Genomic DNA, 23,977 nt, shown 5'->3' with positions numbered 1-23,977 from the left:
AGTGGAAATTGCGAGTTTAGAAGATCAGATATCTGTTTTTAATAATAAAATCGCTAAAAAAGAATTAGATATCAAAATCACGGAAGAAGAAATAATGCAGGCAAAAAATGAAATAGAGAAAAAAAGTTTAGAAATAAATATTAAAAAAAGTGAGATAGAAAAATATAAAGGAAAAATAGCTGATTTTATCAGATTAATTTATAAAAATGATCAAAAAAGTTATTTAGAAGTTTTAGTGATTAATGATTCATTTTCTGAATTTTTTAATTATCTGACTTTTACGAAAGATATAGAATACCAGTTAAAAGATATTTTAGATGAAGTTATATTCTTGAAAGAAAAATTAGAGGAAGATAAAGATTTAATAGAACGCGAAAAACAAATTTTAGAAAAATTAGATAAAAGATTAAAAAAAGAAAAAGAAATTTTAGAAGAAGAAAAATCAGCAAAAGCGGAAATTTTAGAAGCAACCCATTATAGCGAAAAAATATTTCAAAGATTGCTTGAAAAAGCAAAGCAAGATCAAATTGACGCTAATACTGATATTTTACAATTAGAAAAAGAAAAGAGAAAATTGCTTGAAGAGCAAAAAAGAAATAAATTAAATCAAGTATTAGATGATTCATCAAAACTTTCATGGCCCGTTGATCCTTCACGCGGAATTACGGCTTATTTTCATGACCCGACTTATCCTTTTAGGCATCTTTTTGAACATCCTGGAATAGACATCAGGGCCGCTCAAGGAACGCCTATTTACGCGCCTGCTAGCGGTTATGTAGCAAGGGTTCGCGATAATGGGTATGGATATAGTTATCTTATGTTAATTCATGACGATGGCATATCAACAGTATACGGGCATATCAGTAAATTTATAGTTAAAGAAGATGAATTTATTGTAAGGGGACAAGAAGTCGCAAGGGTTGGAGGCAAGCCAGGAACTTTAGGAGCTGGAAAATTGACTACTGGCGCTCATCTTCATTTTGAAGTTCGGCTTAATGGAATTCCTATTGATCCATTAAGCGGGTATATGCCTGGGCTTTAGGGTAGGGGAGTGTCGCACAATTTTACTTTTTTTTAACATCTGTTATAGAATTTTAAGTAACTTATTCTCTAAACTTATCACGCCATTGGCAATACCAATGGCGTTCATTTTATATTTTAATTAACAAAATAATAAATTTATGAAACTTGTTAGCGCCTGTTTGGCAGGGATAAATTGTATGTGGAATGACAAGTCAAAGCCTTGTCAAAAAATTATTAATTTAGTTAAACAAGGAAAAGCAATTCCTGTTTGCCCAGAACAATTAGGAGGATTAAAAACTCCAAGAATTCCGCAAGAAATTCAAGGTGGCACAGGAGAAGATGTATTAGACGGAAAATGCAAGGTTTTGAATAAAAACAGGGAAGATGTTACACAGCAATTTATAAAAGGGGCGGAAGAAGCTTTCAAAATTGCTAAGTTAGTTGACGCAAAAGAATTTATTGCAAAGTCTAAAAGTCCGTCATGTGGCTGTGGAGCAACTTATGACGGAACTTTTTCTGGTAAGTTACTTAAAGGAAATGGTGTTACGGTCGCGCTTTTAAAAAGAAAAGGGATTAATGTAATAAGTGAAAAATAGGAATAATTTTTATTTTATTTTTAGTTTAAAAAAAACAGGGTAGGACAATGATTAGCAAAGACAAAAATAAAAATAGCGTCGCACAATATACATTTAACGACACTATACATTCATTAAATCGTCAAAACTCTTAAAAACACTTTATTTATAATGACCAATGACTAATGACCAATGACCAATGACTTAATTTTACTTATAATAAATTTTATTATTATACATTAAATCAATATATTCTTTTATATCTTCTTTATTTATTATTTCATCTAATTTATTTATTTGTTCATTAATGTTTTCATCAATATTAAAATAAATTTTAATATTATTGTTTAAACTAGCTGTTATTTTGTTGAATTCATTTTTTTCAAAAAAATCCAATTTTTGGTCTTTTTTATCAAAATAATTAGATATTTTATAAAAAAACAAAATTTCATCTAGTGTTATGACCTGGCGATCGTTAAAATCCATTCTTAGTCCATTGTCAATTATTTTTAATAAATTGTTTAAACTATCAACTTTTTCTTTATTGGTTTCCTTTATAATTAATCCTTGTTCGTCTATTAAATAATATTTGTCTTGGTTTTCATTTATAACAATAAATTTTGGTTTATTTTCAATAATATTAACTAACAATCTATCAGGAAATTTTTTTTCTATTATTGCTTTTTTCAAATTAAAATTATTCTTAACATTATCATCCAATTTTTTTTCATTAATAAACCAGTAATTATTGGGCAACAGAAATAAAACTTTTTTATTTAACAGGTCATTTATATGAGAAAAAATTTGGCTTTTTTCTATTTCTTTATTCCCTTTTATCTCAACATTTTTAATTGTAAAATAATTGCTGAATAAAATACATATTATTGTAATAACAATGATTAAAAAAAATAATAAAAATGAAATAATTTTTATTTTTTGTTTTCTCTTTTTTTTATTTAAAAAAGTTTTTTTTTTATTAAAAAGAGAATTAAAGTATTTTTTCCGCGCATAATCCCTTTTTCTTTTTATCATAAATTTTTAAGCGTCGTAAAATATCAAATATTATAATATTTTTTAATTGCTTCGCCAACTAACTTAGAATAAATATAGTGAACACCAAATTTGTTCAGTATGATTTTTTTACATTGTTCATTATATTTTAAATTAAATATTTGCTTATTGTTTTCTGTTGTTATATCCAATGCTCTAAAATCGCTCCCCTTTCCTTTCCCATAATATAGAGCCTTTGCTTCAGTAAATTTTTTTAAATTTTTAATCCTTAGATCATCATAATTTAATAATACTAATCCATTATTGTCTGTCTTTTTAACAAGTTTAGCAAACTCTCGCGCTTCATTATCAAGAGTTCCAAAATTATCAAGATATTTGGGCGTAATATCAGTCAAAATAACAATTTTTGGATTTAAAATTAACAAAAAATAATCCATATCATTGGGATGGCTAATTCCTAATTCTAAAATTATTTTTTTAGGAAATGTTTTGCTGAATAAAGCTATCTTTGTTGCCTTAAAAATAAGCGGGAGCCAAATTTTAATTTCACTGCTATCGCTTACCAGCCCTAAAATCGTTAAAGGAACGCCAATTTCCGCGTTGTAATGTTTTGGTCCTATTCTAACGGAAAATTTATCAGACAGAATATTTTTAAGCTCTTGCTTAATTGTATGTTTATTTGCGCTTCCAGCTATAACAATAATTTCAGGTTTATGTTTTTTTAAAACAATCACGCTTAGAATTTTCAGATAAAATTGTATAATTTTTTTAAATACTTTTTTCATATTTTTGTTCCCCCCCTTGTAGAGGGAGATAGAGAGGGTATTTTTTTATTTTTAATCCACCTAACCTCCTCACGCCATTCGGCGGGACAGGCCTAAATAGTGGGGGGAATTATATTTTAAAATATTTTTCCATTCTATCAAACGCTTTATTTATATCTTCTTCTGTTCTGCCAAATGATAATCTAATATGATTTTCACCATTAGGGCCAAAAGCAATGCCTGGAACCACAGCCACTCTCGCCTCTTCCAACAGTTTTATGGAAAATTTCCAGCTGTCTAATTCAGAAAATTTAGAATAATCAGGAAAAACAAAATAAGCGCTATTTGGTTTTTGATATAAAAAAACTTTTTTTAATTTGTCTAATCTTTGGCAAATTAATTCGCGCCGTTTAATATATTCTTGTTTATAAAATTTTATCGCATCATTACCGTATTCTAAGGCAGCTAAAGCCGCGTATTGCGAAACAACAGGAGCGCAAGTGATTAAACTGTCATGTATTTTTAATATCTCTTTTACGATTGAGGCGTCGCTATGCAAAAATCCAATTCGCCATCCAGTCATTGAGTGACTTTTGGAAAAGCTAAAAATCCGTATTATTTTTTTTCTTAGTCCAGTTATTTGCGCTAAACTAAAGAATTCGTTCTGCTCTTTTTCTTGATAAATAAAATCTTTATATACTTCATCGCTTAAAATGTATAAATTATTTTTTTCAGCAAGTTCAGCCAGATCAATTAATTGTTTTTTAGTATAAATAGTTCCTGTTGGATTATTTGGGTTGCAAAAAAGAATTGCTTTTGTTTTATTTGTAATTTTCTTTTTAAAATTTTCAATAGAAAATGCCCAGTGATTTTTTTCAATAAGATCAACAAAAACAGGAATTCCATCAGCGACTTTTATTGCTTCTTGATATGAAGTATAAGTCGGGCTTGGAATAAGCACTTCGTCGTTTTTATCTAAAATAGTAAGCAATGTTGCGGTGATTGCTTCAATAGCCCCTGCTGTAATTAAAATTTCTGTCTCAAAATCATAAAACATTTTGTCTTTTGCCAGCTCTTGCTCAATTGCTTCTCTTAATTCTAAAAGTCCAGGAGAAAGAGAATATTTTGATACAATTCCTTTATTTATCATTTCTATTGTCTTATTTTTTATAACATCAGCCGTGTCAAAAGAAGGAACGCCTTGCGCCAAAGAAACAACATTAGGAATTTTGCTTGCCATTATTTCAATTTTTTTTATTGGAGATAAATTTATGTTTTTAGTTTTTTCAAACATTTTTCTTGATTTTTTATATAAATATGTTATACTGAAAATAAAAATTGGATAAAAGAATAAAAGGAGGCAACAAAAATGGAAAAAATTGAAATATACGAAATTTTAGTTAACCCACCTATATGGGAAGGAGGAGAACCGTTTATTAGTTTTGTATTTTCAAGGACAGAACTCTTAAAAAAAATTGATTCGCTTGAAAAAAGCGGATATAAGACAGAGTTGAAAACAACTAAGGAATATAAAAAAAACAATTAAAAAAATATTCAAGCAAAATATACATCCACTGTCCGTAAGGTCAGTGGTTTTTTTTATTTTTTAATTATATCTTTTCTAACCCATTTTCTTAAAACCTCTGGCACAACAATAGATCCGTCTTTTTGCTGGTAATTTTCCATAATCGCGATTAAAATTCTGCCGATTGCAAACGCTGTCGCGTCATTCATATGAACTAATTTTTTCTCATTATTTTTTGTCTTATATTTTATATTTAATCTTCTTGATTGAAAATCAGTCATATAATCTGAAGTATGTGTTTCCCTGTATTTATTTTGTCCCGGCATCCAACATTCAATATCAACTGCTCTAAAATCTTGCTTGCCCATATCGCCCGCGCATTTTAAAACAAGTTGATACGATATTTTTAGTTGTTGTGTTAAATATTCTTGAATAGCAATGATTAAATCCTGTTCAACTAATCCATATTCTGGCTGAATAAAACTTTCCATTTCTAATTTATCAAATTGATGTCGCCTTAAAATTCCATTTGTATCTTTGCCATATGTGCCGGCCTCCCTTCTAAATGCTGTTGAATAACCGACATAACGAATCGGCAAATCTTTTTCTTGCATTAGTTCGTTTATGTGCAAAGGACCAAGTGCGTGTTCCGCGCTACCGACTAATAATGAATCATCGTCTTTTAAATAATATCTATCATCAATAGGATCAAATCTGTCCATTTTTTTCATTATTTCAGATTTAACTATTACAGGAGTAATTACAGGGATAAACGGTTTGTCAAAAGGATTGCCAACTTGATTTGCTAATTTTTTAATAATTTTTTTATCAGTTAATACATTAATAACAAATTGAACTAACGCGAATTGCAACATCACGGCGTCGCCAAACAGATAATTAAATCTTGTCCCTGAAATAACAGCTGATTTTTTTGTGTCAATAATATTATGAAGAATCCCAAGCTCCATATGGTCTTTAACTTTGAAATCAAACTTTGGAATTTTCCCGTATTGTTTAATAATTTTATTATCAGATTCATCGCGTCCCACTGGAGTGTCGTCTGAATATAAATTTGGCACTAAATAGATTAAATTATTATAATCATCTTCTATTTTATTTAGTTGTTTTTCAATTTTTAAAATTTTTTCTTTAATTTTTTTTCCTTGTTCTATCTGTTTTTTACTTGGTTTTTTACCAGCTTTTGCCAATTCATTTCTTTCTGCCCGTAATCCATCAATTTTAACAAGCAGTCCCCTTCTCTCTTTATCAAGCGCTAAAAGTTTATCAATATCAACATTAAGATTTTTATTTTTTAGAGCCTTTTTTACTTGTTTTTTATTTTCTCTAATAAATTTTATGTCTAACATATTTTTTTATAACATTAAAATATTTTTAGTAATTTTTTTAAACAATTTTTTTCAAATTTTTAATTATTTTTCCTAAAAATTCTAAAAATCTTAATAATCCTAATAATCTTATATTAAAGATGATTTATATTTCTCAGGCTGAAAAGCTTTTAAGCGGACTATTTTTATATTTTCCATTTCAAACTCTTTTAATTTTTTTGACAATCCATTGACTAAATATTTTTGGTCATAACCAATACAGATAACATTGGGTCTGAAATATTTTATTAATTTATATTTATTTTTAAATTTTCCCAAAACAACTTCGTCAGCCAAAGCGCTTTTAATAATTTCTTTTTGCCTTTCTTCTTCATTAAATTTCGGCGCTTTTCCTTTTAATTTTTTTACTGTTATATCGCGCGCCACAACAACTATCAAATAATCTCCATATTGTTCGGATTGTTTTAAAAAATTAATATGTCCTGGATGAAATTTGTCAAATGTTCCAAATATCATCACTTTTTTTATTGTATTTGACATTAGCAATTTTTAAATTAATTTTAATCTTTTGGTTTCATTAAAGGAAAAATTTGGCATTCTCTTCCTGGTTTATTCATAAGAAAGCTAAATAATCGTTCGCTAAATCCGAATCCGCAGGTTGGCGGCATTCCATATTCCAAAGCGGTTACAAAATCCTTATCATCCATTTGCGCTTCTTCGTCGCCTGCTTCACGGAGTTTTGCCTGCTTTTTAAATCTTTTATTTTGATCTAATGGATCATTTAATTCAGAATATCCGTTGCCTAATTCAGAACCAGCAATAATTGGCTGAAAACGCTGTGTAATTTTTGGGTTATCAACATTTTTTTTCGCTAAAGGTGAAATTTCCAAAGGAAGCCCGACTAAAAATCCAGGCCCCGCGATTTTTTTACGGCAATATTTCCATAAATTGTCAATTGCCCTGCTAATATTAAATCCTTTTTTATCATATTCAACACTAAGCTCTTTTAATTTAGCTTCTATCTCTTTTATATCAGCTGTTAATATATCAATACCAGTGTGTTTTTTAATAGTTTTTGAATAATCGTATGTTTCCCATTTTTTTTCTAAATCGATATTAAAATTATTTATTTTGAATTTTAAAGTGTTAAAAGTTTTTTTAGCTATCTGTTTATACATTTTTTCAACTAATTTCATTCCATCTTGATAATCCGCGTAAGCCCAATAAAATTCCATTTGCGTATAATCTTGTAGATGTTCGCTGTCCATTCCTTCGTTTCTAAAGATTCTGCCAATTTCAAAAGTTTTTTCATACCCAGCCACCATCAGCCTTTTTTGCCAAAGCTCTCCGCCTGAAATTCTTAAATAAACATCCATATCTAAAGCGTTATGATGTGTCGCAAAAGGTTTGGCGTCTGCTCCGCCTGTTGTTGTTTCTAAAATTGGAGTTTCTACTTCTAAAAATCCTTGTTCAGATAGAAATTCTCGCGTAACTTTCCAAAAAATGGCTCTTTTTTTAAATATTTCTTTTGTTTCTGAATTTATTAAAATATCCAAATATCTTTTTCTTAATTGCTCTTCTCTGTTTGTAAATCCAGACCATTTATCAGGCAGTGGCAAAATAGCTTTTGATAAAATTTTGAATTCAGAAGCAATAACGCTGTTTTCTCCTTTATGCGTGACAAAAATAGAGCCTTTGATTTGAACAAAATCGCCAATATCAATATTTTTTATAAAAATTTTATAATCATCGGCTCCTATTTCTTTTTTGCTGATCGCTATCTGAATTCTTCCGCTCCCATCGTCTAAATTAGCAAAAGTCAAATTACCGTGCTGTCTGATATTTCGCAATCGCCCAGCAATAAAAAAAACGCTTTTTTTCTTTTTAAATTTAGAAAAATTATCAATTATTTCGCTGATCTTATATTCTCTTCTACATTTTGCTGGATAAGGGTCTATGCCTAATTTTTTTAAATTTTCTAATTTTTGAATCCTGTCCTGCCGCTCATTGGATTTAATCATAGTATGATTATTTAATTGCTTAATTAAAAGTATTTTAACAAAGAATAATCTTAAAGTCAAAGTTCTTAGACTTGTCGTGTAATTAATTTCTACTGCAATTTCCATATTCCTGCCTGCCGGCAGGCAGGTTGGTCAAATTTTCCAAAAATTTTTTTACCTTAACTAAGGTTAGGCTAAAAAAATTATTTGAAAAAATTTACCTCAAAATCTAAAAATTTCGTTACAAAACTAATTACGCGACAAGTCTATTGACATTTTTTATATTTATACTATAATGATTTATCACTGAAAATAGTATAAATGCTCTTTTTGAAAAAATTTAAATGTTAACAGTCCGACCTAATTTATTTTGGGAAGGACAAAAAACAAGGAAATTAACGATGAAAACTCAAATTTTTGAAATTGAAAATCAACCCACCACTACCCCTACCCCTACCCCTGCCCCTGCCCCTATAAGTAAAATTGTAGGGGAAGTTCATCTAATTTTTTTGTCCACGGTTAAAATCCGAGGGGAAGAAATTAGGAAGGAGGCATTGCGCCTCCAAAAAGAAAATGAGACAAAAGAGATCTCACTAAAAATTTTTGACTGGCTAAAAAAAACGCCTGATTCCCAGATTGGGATAATAGTAAGTTGGGCAGGTTACAATCTGCCGGCGAGTGCTTTACGGCTCAAAATTATCAAAGGCAAAAAATCTAAAAAACTTTTAATTAAAATTTCCGAAATTATTGGAAATTCAGATTACAAGCTCAATCAAACATGGTACATAAGGAGTGTGCCAAAAAAATTAAAAGAAAAAATAAAGAGAGCGCTTCAAGAAAAATTAGCTCTCATCAAAAATAAAAACGTAAGTTTGGTTTTATCCGATATAAAATTTTCTCAATAATTCTTATTCAGGAGTAAGTTCCCTAAAACACGGGACAGGCAATACTTTGTTAGGAGGGGTGATTTAATCTCTCTAAAACTTGCTAAACGGTTCAGGGGGCTTTTTTTACAAAGCCCTCTTTTTTTATTTTTTTATAATGATATAATATAAATATTCAAATACTTTAATATAATAACGCTTTAACATTTGAAGATTTGAACATATAAATATTTTAGTCATTGAGTCATTATGTTATTCAATAGAAATCCAAAATTTAAAATTTTTAAAAATTTATCTAATTAAAATTATTAAGCCTTACCGAATTAGTTAGCAGTTATAATTATTTATAACTTATCAAATTTATGTTTAAAAAAATCATATTCTCATTTTTAGCAATCGCAATAATTTCATTGTCGCTGTTTTTAATTAAAACAGAACAACGCGAAAATGTTTTGGCTAATATTTTATTTCAAGAACAAACAGAAACAATTTCAGCTATTGATCAGGCAAAAAAATCAGTCGTAAGCATTATTAAAACAGAAGAATTAACAAAAATAATTACTGATGATTTAGGTCAGACTCAAATAGACGCTAATTTTAAGCAAGTGTCTGGTGGAAGCGGAGTAATTGTCAGTAGAGATGGTTTGATTTTAACAAATAAGCATGTTGTTGATTTTGGCGACAAATATTCAATAATTTTAAACAATGGAAAAATATATAATGGAGAAGTTGTAGCGCGCGATCCTTTAAAAGATTTAGCGCTTGTAAAAATAGATGAGCAAAATTTACCTGTTATTAAATTTGTTAATTCGCAAAATTTAAAAATAGGACAAACTGTTATTGCCGTAGGCTACGCTATGGGAAGATATAAAAATTCTGTTACAAAAGGAATCATTTCAGGACTGCATCGTGATCTTATTGCTACAGACAGCAAGGGAAAAGTAGAATCGCTCTCTAATATTATCCAAACAGATGCTGCAATTAACCCTGGAAATTCAGGCGGAGCTTTAATTAATCTTAATGGAGAATTAATCGGCGTTAGTGTTGCTACTGAATTAAGCGGACAAAATGTAGGTTTTGCTATCCCAGCCAACTCAGCTAATAAAGCCGTGAAAAGCTATAAAAAATATGATAAAATTATCAGGCCAAAATTAGGCGTAAGATATTCAATGTTAAACCCTACTATAGAGAAATTTATTGGATTACCAAGGAAACAAGGCGCTTGGATACACTCCAATAATGCTTTATCTGTTGTTCCTGATTCTCCCGCAGAAAAAGCAGGACTATTGGAAAATGATATTATATTTGAAATAAACGCAATAAAAATAACAGAGGATTTGCCTCTGTGTGAAGTTGTGAGTTTTTATGAACCTGAACAAACAATTGGGTTAAAAGTTCAACGCGGAAATAAAATTATTATTCTAAAGGTAATTTTAGGAAGTTTTGAGTAAGCAATTCAAAATTCTTTGTTTTTCTTTTTCTAACGCAAAGCTGTCTTCATAATCAGCGCTATGCGCTTTATGACTTTGATAGCTTTCTTTTTTTTGATCCAAATGCAAATTGATTAAAATCTGATTATTTTTTTCTTTAAGATAAATATGAAAACGCGGATAGCGCGAAACACCTGCTCTTCTAATATACGCGTTATGAAAAAGCGAATAACCCAAAAAACGCATTAAGCGTTGGGTGTTATAGCCAGTTTTATTTTCAAATTCAAATTTCATTTTAATCTATCTTATACGGCGAATCTTTTTTGTCTTCCCAGCGGATTTCATCAATTTCGTCATCCTTTTTAATTCCTTTGTACAATTTATCAATCAAATTTATACATTGCGCGTCGCAATCGGAAATTGCTTTATAACCATGCACAACTCCCGGCGGGATAATTACTAATGTTGGATTGCCATCACCAGCTTTTATTTTTAATGATTTTCCTTTTGTTTTTGAATTTTCTCTTCTGTCCCATAAATAAAGCTCAAAAACTCCTGGTCCAATAAAAATAAAACAGTCAGTTTGATAAACATGCTCGTGGGGTCCGCGTTTTATGCTTGGTTTTGTAACGCTAACATATGCCATCGCGGGAATAAAATCAATTTCGTCGTGGCGATAAATTTCAGTGAGCCACCCGCGCTCGTCTTCGTATTTATTTAATTTTTTTATTATTACTCCAGCTATCATAAATTTTCATTTTTATTATTTATTATTGTAATTATACCAGTTATTAAAACAATCATCAATAGCGCGTTTAAATTAAAATAAGCAGACACAAATCGCGGGCGTAACATTTCAAACATAGCAAAAAGAATAAAAGTTATTAAAGAAATATAAAAAACATCTGATAAAATTTTTAAAAAAAATATTTTAATTTCTGGTTTGTTCATATTATTTTGAATTACAAAATTCATTAAAAGCGGGTTTCCAACTTTGGAAAAAGGTCGTCGGTTTCCCCCTTTAGCAAAGGGGGACTAAGGGGGATTTTATTATTTAAAAATCTCCCCAACCCCTCTTTTCCAAAGAGGGAAATTATAAAAAAACATTATTTTATTAAAATTGCTTTAATGCTTGTAATTTTAATTTCATTTCCGCTTTTGTCAAGATCAGGAGCTGAAATCATAAATTTTACTTTTCTGTTTTTTACAAAAACTTTACTTAAATCAAAATTAAGTTCAGCTGTCTGCCAATCGTTTATTTTTTTCTCACTTTTTAATTCTTTCAGATAATAATTCCAGTTATCATCAAAAATTTGCGGTCCGATTTTTAAAATTTGATTTTCAGGCTTTTGATAAATGAAAAACAATTTTACTTTTTGGAATTTTGTTGGCAAACACAGATCAAAATAAACAGGATCAATAATAATTTGCTGAAAATAGTCATTATTTTCGTCTTTTTTAATCGCTAACGCCCTTCCTGACGGCTTTAAAATAGAAATTATTGGGTTATTTTTATCAAAATTATAAATTGCTTCTGTTTTTCCAGAAAACGCGAAATTTTTGTTTATAAGAAAAACAAAAGCCAATATCGGCAATGATATTAAAAAAATTCTAATTAACCAGTAAGTTATTTTTAAATTAAACATAATAATATAAATTTAAAATGCAAAAAAGGATTAATACAATAAATAAAATAAAAAATTTTGAATTTTAATTTGTCATTTTGTATTTTGAGATTTGATTTTTGATTTATTTATTATCAATCACCCTATACAATCCATCCGACACTTTAATTAGTTTTAGTTTATATTCGCTTATTTTTCTTGCATTAATGTATTCAATATCCTTGTTTTTTAATAAATTATGATAATAGTACACAGGCGTTTGATCACTAAGGCAGCTTATTTTCGCAAAAACAGAATAATCATTATGTTTAGAACTTATGACCTTTCTTTTTGGAAAGAATATTTTATCTCCATATTCAGTGATAATAATCGCGTTTTTTTCAGTAATGCTTAAAATATTTTTCGATGTTTTTTGATATGTTAATATATTTTTTCTAACATTTAAAATGCTTTCCTCATTCGCAAAAAAAACAGCATTAACAGAAAACAGAATATAAATAATAGTTAGCAAAAAAGCGATTTTTTGTTTTATCCATCCTGAATAATAAAGCTTTTTTAAAAAAATAGCCATAAAAGGCAAGGCAAAAACATAAATCAAAATCCAATATCGCGCGTAAGAGTTTCCAATCGTAATATCGCTATAACTTATGTTATCCTTTATGCTCCAGCTCCCATAGCAAATTAATAGCCAAATTGAAGCAAATACATAAAGCCAGAAATACGCTTTTTGCTTTTTTGTTTTTTTGCTTTTTAAAAAAATAGTTGCTCCTAAAATCGCTGGCAATGATAAAAACCAGAATAAAACTATAAAATAATTATAAAAATTTTTTACTATTAATTTAAAATCAATTCCAAATGGAAATAAAAAAGATAATTTTGTCCCGCTGTCAACTGATGCGCTTTGACCGATAGAATAACCGTTTGCTAACGGACTGCCATAAAGATTTTGATTATAATAAAAAACAGGAGACAATGCTATTAAAATTCCAAGAACAAACAAAATTATTTTGCTAATTTTAATTTGTTTTCTATAATAAAAAAATAATAAAATAAAAGTGCCAGCGATCCAAAAAATTTCAGATGTTCTGAATGTTAAAGCTATTCCGCAAAAAAATCCTGATATTAATATATTTAATTTGAATTTTTTGTTTAATAAAAAAAACAAACTTATAATTAAAAAAACAACAAATCCAACATTGTGATACATTGCTTTTTCGCTATAATACCAATAAGCCGGACAGAAAAACAGCAACAAGCTTGATAGATAAGCTATGTTGCTGTTAAATACTTTTCTAATGAAAAAATAAAAAAACAGAATTCCAGCAACAGCTAAAAACGGAGTTAGAAATAAAATAATCCATACGCCAAAAATTTTAGCTATGCTTCCATATAATAAAATCATTCCCAGAAAGCTCACGGGCAAAACTTTTCCATTGATTGAATTCAAGGATCTCGGACGTATAATATCATCAACTAATAAATTTTGAGGTTCATAATAAGCCATCTCCCCTGTTTTAACAAACCTGTTGGCAAAAAAATAATTCGCTGTTTCATCAGGAGAATTAAATCTTAAATCGCTGTTGAGCGTTGAAAACGACAAAAAAGAATAGACAAACAGAAAAATTCCTGCCAAAATAAGAAGAGAGAGTATTTGCCAATTATTTTTAATGAATTTGTTCACACATTTTTGTTATCATGAGCGAGCAGAGCGAACTAAGCCTGCCTGCCGTCAGGCAGGGATCTGCGTGAATGTTGATTATATTATGAATATTCAAGTAGATTCTTCGCTATCGTTCAGAATGACATTAGATTTATTATATTATTTTTATATATTATAAGTTTATCAAACAAAATAATTTTGGCAAATAAAAAAGGCTTGTTCCGCAATAAAACACGAAACAAGCCAAGCCGTTAATAAAAATCTTATGAAACTTGATTTTTATTTTTAATGTTATAATTTTTAAATTTAGAAGTACAAAGATTGTTTAACCGGCAACTCCAGCAATATTGTCGGCTCCTATGCCAGACTCCGTTACAAAAACCCAAATTTGCCCCCTCCAATCTGTCAGATACGACATCTAAAAAAGTATCTATTTGTGAGGATGGCAATCTTTTGTAATTCTCAAAATTTTTGATCAAAATTTTATCAATTATAGAGATTATTCTTGACCTCTCAGTATAAATATTAATTAAATAAGCATCCCTTCTTCTAAGATCATCCTTAATTTCAGGAACCTCCTCAATTACTTTTTTGATATACGGCATTATTGTCGCAACCATATTATCGCAAATATCGCAAAAATTTTTTCCAACATTCTTAATCCTTTCCTCGTCTCTTGCTACTTGAAAAAAATTATTAAATGATATAGACATTTAGAATTCTCCTTTTTATGATGTTAATAATTTTGACAATCTTTAAATATTTTTTGTTTTAGATTCACAAATCTCTTTATAAAAACAATTTTTGCAATCAGGAATAACATTGAGAGAATCAACACAAAATCCGTTCATTGCGGAAAAACATTTACTTCCAGCGTTTTCCAGATATTCCAAAAATTTAGTTGCCGTTTTATTTTCCTCTTTTACATAAGCAATAGTGCCGTGATAAACTCCAGGCGCGACCTTTTTACATTCTTGAAAAAATAGTTCCGTTATATATTTTCTGGAAACATCATCTTCCTCACCAGTTTCATTCAACATTGAAAAAAGATTTTGAAATAATGAAAAATCAATTTTTTGCAATATTTCCTTTAAAACATTTGCAAAAATTTCTTTACTTATTTCCTCTATCTTTTCTCTTTGTTCTTCTTTCTCATCAAACATAATAATCCTTTCCATAACACCCTCCTATATTTTTATGTTATTAATATTTACAACTTTTTTTATTTTAATAAATATTTTTTTGTTAAAGAGCGCCATAATCGGCGTGATTTTTGGAATGCTTTATTTTTTTCTTTTAAGCAAAAAACTGTCCAAAAGAATGCTGATTAAATTACCTTATTCTATTTTATTAATTTTGTCAATAGTTTCTTTCGTTGGCGCGCTGATTTATTTTTTTTATAAATTAGATAATCTCGCCATTGCTCTGACGCTAATTATTACAGCTATTATTGTCTGTATAATCCCTTATCAAGAAAAATTTTTTATTATAAAAAATCGTTTTGTTGAATATTCTGTTTTTTTAAAAATTAATTATTTAATTAGAAAAATTTTAATTTTTGCTTATCTATTTTTTGTATTTATACTGTTTGACTGTGTTTTCGCGCTTCAAACAACATCTGCTATTAGATCGCCGTGGAAAATTATTCCAAATGATTTTTTTATTTTTTATTTTATCGCGACTTTAATTCTCTTGCTGATTATTTTGTCGTCAAAAAGAAAAAAATGCTTAATTCTTATATTTCTGCATTTTCTTGTTTCATCTTCAGTTGCTGTTATTGTCTATAAATTAGGATACGGATTTGACCAATTCATCCATCAGGCGACTGAAAAAGTTATTATTGAACAAGGAGCTATTTATCCAAAACCTTTGTATTATTTAGGGCAATATTCCCTAGTTGTTGTTTTGTCAAAAATATTTGTGGTTTCACATATAATAATCGATAAATTATTAGTAATAATTCTGTTTTCAGCGTTTTTGCCGTTTATAATTTATGAATCTTTTAAAAATTTGTCTAAAAACAAAAATATTCTTTTTGCTTTGCCGTTAATATTTTTAATATTTCCTTTTGGATCATTTATTGTTACTACTCCGCAAAATTTGGCAAATTTGTTTATTTTAATAACAATTTTTTTAGCATTGCCATATATAAATGGAGAAAAAAAATATTTATTGCCATTAATATTTTTAACTTTAGCGACTTTAGCAATTCATCCGCTGGCTGGAATTCCAGTTTTGATTTTTTTAAGTTTTATATTATTAATAAATTTTCTTAAAAAATCAGAAATTAGCAATCGCGCTAAAAAACTTATTTTATTTCTTTTTTTATTGTTGGGTTCAATAAGTATCCCCTCAATTTTTTTAATTAATTCTTTTTTGTCAGGGCTGAAAATTAATTTTTCTTTAATAAAACAGGACGAGTTGTTATCTTGTTTTTATAATTTAAAATTTTATTTTGTTAATAATTTTAATTTGTTTTTTGACTTTGCTTATTTTTACAAACTTAATTTTTATCTAATAATATTTTTTTCAAGCATAATTATTGTTCTATTTTATTACAAAAAATTAAAACTGTTTTTGCCTTATGTTTTTACCTTTATAATTCTTTTTGTTAATTTTTTAATTTTAAAATTTTTGTTTTCTTTTGATTTTTTAATAAACTATGAACAAAATGATTATACCCAAAGAATTTTACAAATCTCTTTTTACTTTTTATACCCCATAGTACTTTTTGGGTTTATGCAATTTTTAAAAGCATTAACAAAACAAGACAGTTTTTTAAAAATTTTATTTATTGTTTTAATTTCAGGCTTAATTACATCGTCTTTTTACATAAGCTATCCGCGCGCTGACGATTATGAAACAAGCAGTTTATTTAATATCACAGACGCTGACATTGAAACCGTAAAATGGATTGAAAATGACGCTCAAGGAAATGATTTTATAGTTTTATCCAATCAGCAAGTTTCAGCTTCCGCGATTAAAGAATTCAGCTTTAAAAAATATTTTGACAGCCAATTTTATTATTCAATCCCGACAAGCTCGTATTTATATCAATATTATTTAGAAATGGTGAATGATTCGCCAAAAAAAGAATATATTATAAAAGCGATGGAAAATGCGAATGTTAAACAAGGATATTTTGTAATTAACAATTATTGGTGGAAATTCAAAGAAATGTCTGAGGAAGCGAAAAAAACAGCTGATTCATATAAAATAATTGGTCAAGGCGAAAATGTTATTTTCAAATATAAAATATCTGAATAACCTGAATTTGACAGCTTAATTGACAAATTTTTATTTTATACTAATATATAAACAATTTATAAATAAACTAAATTCATTTATGAAAAAAGAGATTCATCCAAAATATCATGAAAACATAAAAATAATATGCTCGTGCGGAGCTGTTTTTATTGGCGGATCAACTAAAAAAGGATTAAAAACTGAAATATGCTCCCAATGCCATCCTTTTTATACTGGAAAACAAAAGTTAATTGATTCAGCTGGAAATGTTGAGAGATTTAAGAAAAAAGTCGCTGTTAAAGCAACAATAGCAAAAAGCAGAAAAGGCAAAAAAATTAAAAAAGCTGTTAGGGCAAAAAAACAGATTGTAAAAAAATCTAAAAAATAATTTTTGCGTAAAAAAATTTCAGATATGTTTCTGCATTTTATTATTATTAAACGGTCTAACAGCCTTTGTTGTTGCGACATTCAAAAGAGCTGCCATGATCATAATCTAAAACCTCCTTTTAAATTTTTGTTGATTATAATAACTATTGCATATAATACAATTTATGTTAATAGATATAATAAATTTTAATATAAAAATTTATTTTATTTTATGTTAAACAAGCAAAAAATTTTACAAATAAAGCAAGAATATTCAAAAATTGAAAAAGATTTGCAAAATCCTATTATAATTTCTGACCAAAAAAAATATAAACAGATTTCCCAAGATTTTATTGAATTAAAAGAAAAATTTGAAAAAATAATTGAATTAGAAAAAAATGAAAGCGAAATAACAGAAATGAAGAAAGCAATGAATAATAAAGACAAAGAGTTAGTAGAAATGGCGAAACAAGAATTAATAGAATTAGAGAAAAAAAATTTAAAAATTAAAAAAGAATTAACTGAAATTTTCAAGCCAAAAGATATATTTGATAAAAAAAACGTGATAATGGAAATAAGGGCCGGAACTGGCGGAGACGAATCAGCTTTGTTTACGGCTGATCTTTTTAGAATGTATAGCAAATATTGTGAAAACAAAGGATGGAAAATAAAAATATTAAATTCATCTCCAATTGGAATTGGAGGTTTTAAAGAAATAATATTCGCTATAAACGGCAAAGATGCTTTTGGATATTTGAAATTTGAAAAAGGAACCCATCGTGTGCAAAGAATTCCAGAAACCGAGAAAAGCGGGCGAATTCACACATCAGCCGTAACTGTTGCTGTCCTTCCAGAGGTTGAAGAAGTTGATTTGAAGATTGACGCGAAAGATTTAAAAATAGACACATTTTGCGCGTCTGGCAAGGGAGGACAAGGCGTTAACACAACATATTCAGCAGTAAGAATTACCCATCTCCCGACTGATATTGTTGTTTCATGCCAAGACGAAAGATCACAGCTTCAAAACAGGGAAAGAGCAATGCAAATAATGCGTTCAAGAGTTCTTGCCGATAAAAAAGAAAAAGAGCATCAAGCGCTTGCTGATGAAAGAAAATCGCAAATAGGAAGCGGAGATCGCAGTGAAAAAATTCGCACTTATAATTTTCCGCAAGATAGAATTACTGACCATAGAATCAAAAAAACATGGCATAATTTGCCAAAAATTATGGAAGGAAATATCGATGAAATTATAAGAAGTTTAAAACAAGCCAGTTGAAATTTGCAAAAATAAAAATTTGTATTATAATATAAAATATATTTAATCTAAATAATTAAAAAAAACAGATAGTAAATAATATTTTGTTTCTATTTGTTATTTTAAATTTATATTTTTATGAGCGATTATACATCACTGAAATCGTTAAAAACAAAAAAAACAAAAACAAAAAAAACAAAAGGTTTTAATTTTTGGATGATTTTATTTGTTTTTCTTTTAATAGTAATAGTAATATTGCTGATTAACAAAGGCAATGTCCAAAATATTATAACAGATAAAAATAAAGCAAACACAATAAACGCGGAAGAAGCAGGAGTAGAATTAAAAGATTTTATTAATGAAGTTTATTCTAGAGGGATTAAAAATATAGAAATTACAAACAGCGAAGAAAAAAGCGGATTATACGCTATAACAGCTCTTGTTACAAATCAAAGCGACAAAACAGCGACATCAACTTTGTATATTACAAAAGACGGAAAGTTATTTTTGCCAGACGCGATTAATATAGAAGAAAAAAGAGCTGAAATAGCAAAACAGGCAACTAATAATCAACAACAGCCAACGGTTGATACCCCTAAAACAGATAAGCCGAAAGTTGAATTATTCACAATGAGCTACTGCCCTTTTGGCAATCAAGCCGAAGACGGGATTTCTCCAGTAGCGCGGCTTTTAGCAAACAGCGTTGAAATTGAGCCTCATTATGTAATTTATTCAAATTATAAAGGCGGAGGGCCAGAACTTTGTTTGGACAAAGACGATAAATATTGTTCTATGCACGGAATTGATGAATTAAAACAGAATGTCAGGGAAATGTGCATTTATAAATACAACAAAAGTAAGTTTTGGGATTATATTGACGCCGTGAATAAAGATTGTAATTTGAAAAATATAAATGATTGCTGGGATGATTCAGCTGAAAAATTAGGAATTAACATTTCTAAAATAAGCTCTTGTTTAGACAGTGAAGCTGAGGCTTTATTAGAAAAAGAGGTGGAATTAAATAAAAAATATAGTATTAAAGGATCTCCTGCTTTAGTCATAAACGGAATACAGTATCAAGGCGGAAGAGCTCCTGAAAATTATAAAACAGCAATCTGCAAAGCATTTAACACACAGCCTAAAGAATGCGAGCAAAAACTTGGCGAAGTGTCAGCTAACGCCTCTGGATCCTGTAATTAAATTTAGATTAAAAAATATTTTATTTTATAGAGACGGCCATTATGTTGTCTCTTTTTTTACTAAAATGTTTAAAATTTAATGACTAATGACTAATAATTTAATTGTTTATATGCTTATATGACTTGTCTTGCTATTAAAATTAAATTTTGCTATTATTATGATAAAGATAAATTAAGTTAAGATGTAAGAATTAAGAGCCTTATTTACACTTTTTGAAAAATTCTTCTTGGTTGTCATTCCGGAAAGTATAATTTCTTGACGAGCTTGCGAGTCGTAAGAAATTAACTTATCCGGAATCTACGCTATATATAACCACAAATCAATTGAAGCTATAGATTCCGGATAAATGATTTTCTAAAAGATCGCAGGCTCGCTTAGAAAATCTATTTTCCGGAATGACAAAAAGTGTAAACAACGCTAGTATATCTTACAGTTAAAATTAAAAAATATGCCAATCAAAAAAACTTTTATTGTGTTATTCACGATCAGCTATTTTCTCTCTCCCCTATTATCAATTGCCTCAACAACATTTGATCCTAATTATATTTTGTCTGATGAAGAGCTGAATAATTATAAATCAATGGATTTTAAAGATATTGAAATTTTTTTAAACCAACGAGAAGGAATATTAAAAAATTATGTTTGCGAAGATAAAGCTGGGGAACAGAGAAAGGCATCGGAAGTAATTTATACTTTATCGCAAGAAAACAGATTGAATCCTCAATTTATGCTCACGCTGTTACAAAAAGAACAAAGCCTAATTACAGATCCAACGCCGACAGAAAGGCAATTAAGCGCCGCTTTAGGCTATGGATGCCCTGACAGCGGAGGATGTAATCCGCGATGGAATAGTTTTTTTAAGCAGATAAATAGCGCGTACCTTCAATTTAGGGCATATTTAGACGATGACCCAAAAGATTATCCAAATAGATATCAAACTGGAGAAACTTACATTTTTAAACGCCATAATACAGACTCGGCAACAATAGATATTGTTACGCCAGAGAATAAAGCGACAGCCGCGCTTTACACTTACACGCCTCATGTTTATTACGGCAATTATAATTTTTGGAAAATATATAATGATTATTTTCCTTCTAAGGCCAAAATTTTTCCTGACGGATCTCTTTTAAGAAAAAAAGGCGAACAAGGAGTTTATCTGTTGCAGGACGGCAAAAAAAGGCCTTTTCTTACAAAATCAGCTTTAATTTCAAGATATTCTCTTGATAGGGTTGTTGATGTTGAGCAAAGCGATTTAGACGCTTATAAAATAGGCAAACCAATTAAATTTTCTAACTATTCACTGCTCCGCTCTAAAAAAATAACATATTTGTTGGTTGATGATGTTGTAAGAAAGGTAGAATCAAGCGAAGTGTTTAGAAAAATCGGATTTAACGCGGATGAAATAATTGACGTTAAAGAAGCTGATTTAAAAAATTATACGGTTGGCAATAAAATAACAGAAAAAGATGTTTATCCAGCAGGCGCTTTGTTGCAAAGTAAAAAGACTGGCGGTATATATTTTGTTATTAACGGCAAAAAACAGCCAATCTGGAGTAAAATAATAATGGAAATAAATTTTCCAAGCAAAAAAATAATTCCTGTTTCAGAAGAAGATCTGGCAAATTATCCAACAACAGCTCCTGTTAAAATTCAAGACAGAGAACTTATAAAATCATCAACAAGCCCTGTTGTTTATGTGATTTCAAATGGATATAAAAGACCGATTGTTTCAGAAAAAACCTTTAATTCCTTAGGGTATAAATGGAAGAATATAATTGAAGTTAATAATAGAACGCTGGAAATTCATTTAATAGGCGCGATAATAGATTTGGATTCAGAAAATAAAGAAGTCAAAATCGCCGGGATTTAAAATATTTATAATTTAATTATTATAATTTTATGTTAATTTTTTCAGCAATTACCCCTCATCCGCCAATATTAATTCCATCAATTGGCAAAGACAATTTAGATCAAATCGCGAAGACAAAACAAGCAATGGAGCGTCTCGCAAGCGAACTTTACGCTTCACAGCCAGATATTATTATTATTATTTCTCCGCACGGATTAGTGCAAGCAGATGCTTTTATTGTGCAAATTAGTGAAAAATATTACGGCGATTTTCAAAATTTCGGTGATTTGGACAGTAAATTTGAATTTGAACCAGACATTACTTTTATCAACAAAATAAAAGTAAGAGCTGAATTAAAAAATTTGCCGATTAAATTAATAAATGAGCCGTCGCTTGACCATGGAACATTGGTTCCTCTTTATTATCTTGCTAAAAATTTGCCAAAAATTAAAATAGTGCCTATAGCCTATTCTCTTTTAGATTATCCCGACCATTTTGAATTTGGAAAATATTTAAAAAAGACAATTGTGCGCAGCAATAAAAGAATTGCCTTAATAGCATCTGGTGATTTGTCGCATTGTTTAACAATAGGCGCGCCAGCTGAGTATTCTCCAAAAGGTAAAATTTTTGACAAAAAAATAATATCAATATTGGAAAAGCGCGAATATAAAAAATTATTGAATTTAGATAAAAAATTAATAGAAGAAGCAAAAGAATGCGGTTTAAGATCGTTTGTGATTCTCGCAGGCGCTTTAAATGAAATAAAATGCGAACCTCAATTTTTATCTTATGAAGCTCCATTCGGTGTAGGTTATTTGGTAATGAATTTTAAAACGATTTAAATTTTTTTAGTTCTTTCTTGCAAAAGGAGGCTGGAGGATTTTTAGATTATATTATAGTTTCTATTTTAAAATCCCCTTCCGCCGGCTGGCAGATCCCCCTTTTTCAAATGGGGAAAATTTTTATGTCTGAAAATTTGAAAAATTTAATCAAAAACAAAATAAAACAAGAAAAACAAGACAAGCGCGGGCCAAAAACTTTGCATCAGCTTTTGGCGGTGGAAATAGCTGAATCTTTTGGAAAATTAAAAAGCAGAAAAGATGTCGCGATTTTAATGAACCTGTGCAAAAGATACAATAATCAATACATAAGGCGAATTTGGGGGCTTGTAAAAGAAAAAGACATAGACAATAAAATGGCGTATTTCTTGGCAATTCTTAAAAATATTAATCAAGAAGAAAAAATAGAAAAAATAAAAAAATTAAAAATTATTTTTGTTGGAACCTCAGAGTTTGCGGTTCCAATATTAAGAAAAATTAAAGAGCAGATAGTTTTGCCAATAGCTGTGATCACACAGCCTGACAAGCCGGCTGGGAGAAAAAAGATTTTAGCTTCTTCTCCAATAAAAATAGCAACAAAAGAATATAAATTAAAAATACTGCAACCGCGTAAAATAATAACAATAAAAGATAAAATTAAAAAGTTAAATCCTGATATTTTTATAATGGCGTCTTATGGGCAAATTATTCCGCAAGCGATCTTAAATATTCCGCGATACGGCTGTTTAAATGTCCACCCGTCTTTATTGCCAAAATACCGCGGTCCCTCCCCTATTCAAACAGCTATTTTAAACAATGACAAGCAAACAGGAGTTTGTATAATGCTTACAGATAATCAGATGGATCACGGCGCAATAATCAAATGCCAAAAATATATTCTAAATAACGAAAATTTTTCAGAACTGCAAAATAAGCTTTCTGAATTAGGAGCTGAGCTCTTAATTAAAATTTTGTTGGATTATATTGATGAAAAAATAAAATTAAGAAAACAAAACCATAAAAAAGCGATTTACACAAAAATATTAACCCGTGACAACGGAAAAATTAATTGGAATAAAAAAGCCAAAAAAATAGAAGCTCAAACTCGCGCTCTTTATCCTTGGCCTGGATGTTGGAGCCGTATGGAAAGTGGAAAAAGAGTAAAAATTATTCAAGTTTCAATTCTAAATAAAAAACACAAAAGCAGGAAATTAGGAGAGCTGTTTTTATTGCCAAATAAAAAAACCGCGATTCAATGCGGTCAAGGAACCCTTATTCTAGAAAAAATTCAGGTTGAGGGGAAAAAACAAACAGACGGAAAAAATTTTTTGCAAGGAAATAAAAAAATTAAGCTTGTTTAATTATCTGCCAATATAATCAACATAATCTTTCGCGTT

The 23,977-nt window shown here is 29.1% G+C and carries 25 protein-coding genes; 12 read left to right on the top strand and 13 right to left on the bottom strand.

The genetic code is table 11. From position 1 onward, the window contains the following. Both U9O55_04785 and U9O55_04780 read left to right on the top strand, forming a co-directional pair. A partial coding sequence (locus U9O55_04785; protein ID MEA2089120.1) for a peptidoglycan DD-metalloendopeptidase family protein occupies window positions 1-1,042 on the top strand: 1,042 nt, incomplete at its 5' end. A 139-nt stretch (window positions 1,043-1,181) separates the two neighbouring features. After that, window positions 1,182-1,619: a DUF523 domain-containing protein gene (locus U9O55_04780; protein ID MEA2089119.1), complete on the top strand. Its 438-nt coding sequence runs from the start codon at window positions 1,182-1,184 to the stop codon at window positions 1,617-1,619. A gap of 189 nt (window positions 1,620-1,808) precedes the next feature. Here U9O55_04780 and U9O55_04775 read toward each other — a convergent pair whose 3' ends face one another. The 3 genes from U9O55_04775 to U9O55_04765 all read right to left on the bottom strand — a co-directional run bounded on the left by U9O55_04775 (window position 1,809) and on the right by U9O55_04765 (window position 4,667). After that, a complete protein-coding gene (locus U9O55_04775) occupies window positions 1,809-2,630 on the bottom strand; it encodes an FtsQ-type POTRA domain-containing protein (GenBank protein MEA2089118.1) in 822 nt (273 codons plus the stop codon). Window positions 2,631-2,653: 23 nt separating this feature from the next. Beyond that, entirely contained in the window at window positions 2,654-3,394 is a 741-nt protein-coding gene (locus U9O55_04770) for a Mur ligase family protein (protein ID MEA2089117.1), read from the bottom strand. A 109-nt stretch (window positions 3,395-3,503) separates the two neighbouring features. Beyond that, entirely contained in the window at window positions 3,504-4,667 is a 1,164-nt protein-coding gene (locus U9O55_04765) for a pyridoxal phosphate-dependent aminotransferase (protein ID MEA2089116.1), read from the bottom strand. A gap of 75 nt (window positions 4,668-4,742) precedes the next feature. Between U9O55_04765 and U9O55_04760 the strand changes: the two genes are divergently transcribed. Then, the gene (locus tag U9O55_04760; protein ID MEA2089115.1) at window positions 4,743-4,919 is read left to right on the top strand and encodes a hypothetical protein; all 177 of its coding nucleotides are present in this window, start codon (window positions 4,743-4,745) and stop codon (window positions 4,917-4,919) included. A 53-nt stretch (window positions 4,920-4,972) separates the two neighbouring features. Here the strand turns inward: U9O55_04760 and serS are convergent, their stop codons facing one another. The 3 genes from serS to lysS form a co-directional block, all read right to left on the bottom strand. Continuing rightward, the gene (serS, locus tag U9O55_04755) at window positions 4,973-6,265 is read right to left on the bottom strand and encodes a serine--tRNA ligase (protein MEA2089114.1); all 1,293 of its coding nucleotides are present in this window, start codon (window positions 6,263-6,265) and stop codon (window positions 4,973-4,975) included. A 108-nt stretch (window positions 6,266-6,373) separates the two neighbouring features. Next, window positions 6,374-6,784: an adenylyltransferase/cytidyltransferase family protein gene (locus tag U9O55_04750; protein ID MEA2089113.1), complete on the bottom strand. Its 411-nt coding sequence runs from the start codon at window positions 6,782-6,784 to the stop codon at window positions 6,374-6,376. Window positions 6,785-6,804: 20 nt separating this feature from the next. Beyond that, the gene (lysS, locus tag U9O55_04745; protein ID MEA2089112.1) at window positions 6,805-8,370 is read right to left on the bottom strand and encodes a lysine--tRNA ligase; all 1,566 of its coding nucleotides are present in this window, start codon (window positions 8,368-8,370) and stop codon (window positions 6,805-6,807) included. 275 nt (window positions 8,371-8,645) lie between these two features. On the opposite strand from lysS, the gene U9O55_04740 reads away from it, so the two are divergent. Together U9O55_04740 and U9O55_04735 are read left to right on the top strand one after the other, a co-directional pair. Beyond that, on the top strand, window positions 8,646-9,149 hold the full coding sequence (locus U9O55_04740) for a hypothetical protein (protein ID MEA2089111.1): 504 nt from the start codon (window positions 8,646-8,648) through the stop codon (window positions 9,147-9,149). A 341-nt stretch (window positions 9,150-9,490) separates the two neighbouring features. Next, window positions 9,491-10,579: a trypsin-like peptidase domain-containing protein gene (locus U9O55_04735; GenBank protein ID MEA2089110.1), complete on the top strand. Its 1,089-nt coding sequence runs from the start codon at window positions 9,491-9,493 to the stop codon at window positions 10,577-10,579. On the opposite strand, the gene U9O55_04730 is transcribed toward U9O55_04735, so the two are convergent. The 7 genes from U9O55_04730 to U9O55_04700 form a co-directional block, all read right to left on the bottom strand. Continuing rightward, window positions 10,562-10,852, bottom strand: a complete 291-nt coding sequence (locus tag U9O55_04730; GenBank protein ID MEA2089109.1) for a hypothetical protein — start codon at window positions 10,850-10,852, stop codon at window positions 10,562-10,564. The two genes, U9O55_04735 and U9O55_04730, sit on opposite strands and share 18 nt — an antisense overlap. Window position 10,853: 1 nt before the next feature. Continuing rightward, window positions 10,854-11,306, bottom strand: a complete 453-nt coding sequence (locus U9O55_04725) for a dTDP-4-dehydrorhamnose 3,5-epimerase family protein (GenBank protein MEA2089108.1) — start codon at window positions 11,304-11,306, stop codon at window positions 10,854-10,856. Further along, window positions 11,303-11,509 (bottom strand): hypothetical protein, encoded by a 207-nt coding sequence (locus tag U9O55_04720; GenBank protein ID MEA2089107.1) that lies wholly within the window; start codon window positions 11,507-11,509, stop codon window positions 11,303-11,305. Before U9O55_04720 ends, U9O55_04725 begins: the two co-directional genes overlap by 4 nt. A gap of 155 nt (window positions 11,510-11,664) precedes the next feature. After that, on the bottom strand, window positions 11,665-12,204 hold the full coding sequence (locus tag U9O55_04715; GenBank protein MEA2089106.1) for a hypothetical protein: 540 nt from the start codon (window positions 12,202-12,204) through the stop codon (window positions 11,665-11,667). A gap of 103 nt (window positions 12,205-12,307) precedes the next feature. Then, window positions 12,308-13,864 carry a glycosyltransferase family 39 protein gene (locus U9O55_04710; GenBank protein MEA2089105.1) on the bottom strand — a complete coding sequence of 519 codons (1,557 nt, stop codon included), beginning with the start codon at window positions 13,862-13,864 and terminating at the stop codon, window positions 12,308-12,310. Between the two features lie 242 nt (window positions 13,865-14,106). Then, window positions 14,107-14,556 (bottom strand): hypothetical protein, encoded by a 450-nt coding sequence (locus tag U9O55_04705; protein ID MEA2089104.1) that lies wholly within the window; start codon window positions 14,554-14,556, stop codon window positions 14,107-14,109. Between the two features lie 42 nt (window positions 14,557-14,598). Continuing rightward, on the bottom strand, window positions 14,599-15,021 hold the full coding sequence (locus U9O55_04700; GenBank protein MEA2089103.1) for a hypothetical protein: 423 nt from the start codon (window positions 15,019-15,021) through the stop codon (window positions 14,599-14,601). A 19-nt stretch (window positions 15,022-15,040) separates the two neighbouring features. Between U9O55_04700 and U9O55_04695 the strand changes: the two genes are divergently transcribed. The 7 genes from U9O55_04695 (at window position 15,041) to fmt (ending at window position 23,941) form a co-directional block, all read left to right on the top strand. Beyond that, window positions 15,041-17,110 (top strand): hypothetical protein, encoded by a 2,070-nt coding sequence (locus tag U9O55_04695; GenBank protein ID MEA2089102.1) that lies wholly within the window; start codon window positions 15,041-15,043, stop codon window positions 17,108-17,110. Window positions 17,111-17,189: 79 nt separating this feature from the next. Further along, the gene (gene rpmE / locus U9O55_04690; protein MEA2089101.1) at window positions 17,190-17,477 is read left to right on the top strand and encodes a 50S ribosomal protein L31; all 288 of its coding nucleotides are present in this window, start codon (window positions 17,190-17,192) and stop codon (window positions 17,475-17,477) included. Between the two features lie 210 nt (window positions 17,478-17,687). Next, on the top strand, window positions 17,688-18,731 hold the full coding sequence (gene prfA, locus U9O55_04685) for a peptide chain release factor 1 (protein MEA2089100.1): 1,044 nt from the start codon (window positions 17,688-17,690) through the stop codon (window positions 18,729-18,731). A 117-nt stretch (window positions 18,732-18,848) separates the two neighbouring features. Then, a complete protein-coding gene (locus tag U9O55_04680; GenBank protein MEA2089099.1) occupies window positions 18,849-19,910 on the top strand; it encodes a thioredoxin domain-containing protein in 1,062 nt (353 codons plus the stop codon). A gap of 448 nt (window positions 19,911-20,358) precedes the next feature. Further along, complete coding sequence (locus tag U9O55_04675; protein MEA2089098.1) at window positions 20,359-21,783, top strand: hypothetical protein; 1,425 nt, start codon at window positions 20,359-20,361, stop codon at window positions 21,781-21,783. A gap of 29 nt (window positions 21,784-21,812) precedes the next feature. After that, the gene (amrB, locus tag U9O55_04670) at window positions 21,813-22,604 is read left to right on the top strand and encodes an AmmeMemoRadiSam system protein B (GenBank protein ID MEA2089097.1); all 792 of its coding nucleotides are present in this window, start codon (window positions 21,813-21,815) and stop codon (window positions 22,602-22,604) included. A 122-nt stretch (window positions 22,605-22,726) separates the two neighbouring features. Beyond that, entirely contained in the window at window positions 22,727-23,941 is a 1,215-nt protein-coding gene (fmt, locus tag U9O55_04665; protein ID MEA2089096.1) for a methionyl-tRNA formyltransferase, read from the top strand. Window positions 23,942-23,977: the final 36 nt, after the last annotated feature.

It is taken from the genome of Patescibacteria group bacterium, from assembly GCA_034660655.1.
Lineage (GTDB): Bacteria > Patescibacteriota > Patescibacteriia > JAACEG01 > JAACEG01 > JAACEG01.
This window is presented reverse-complemented; position numbering and strand designations above follow the sequence as displayed.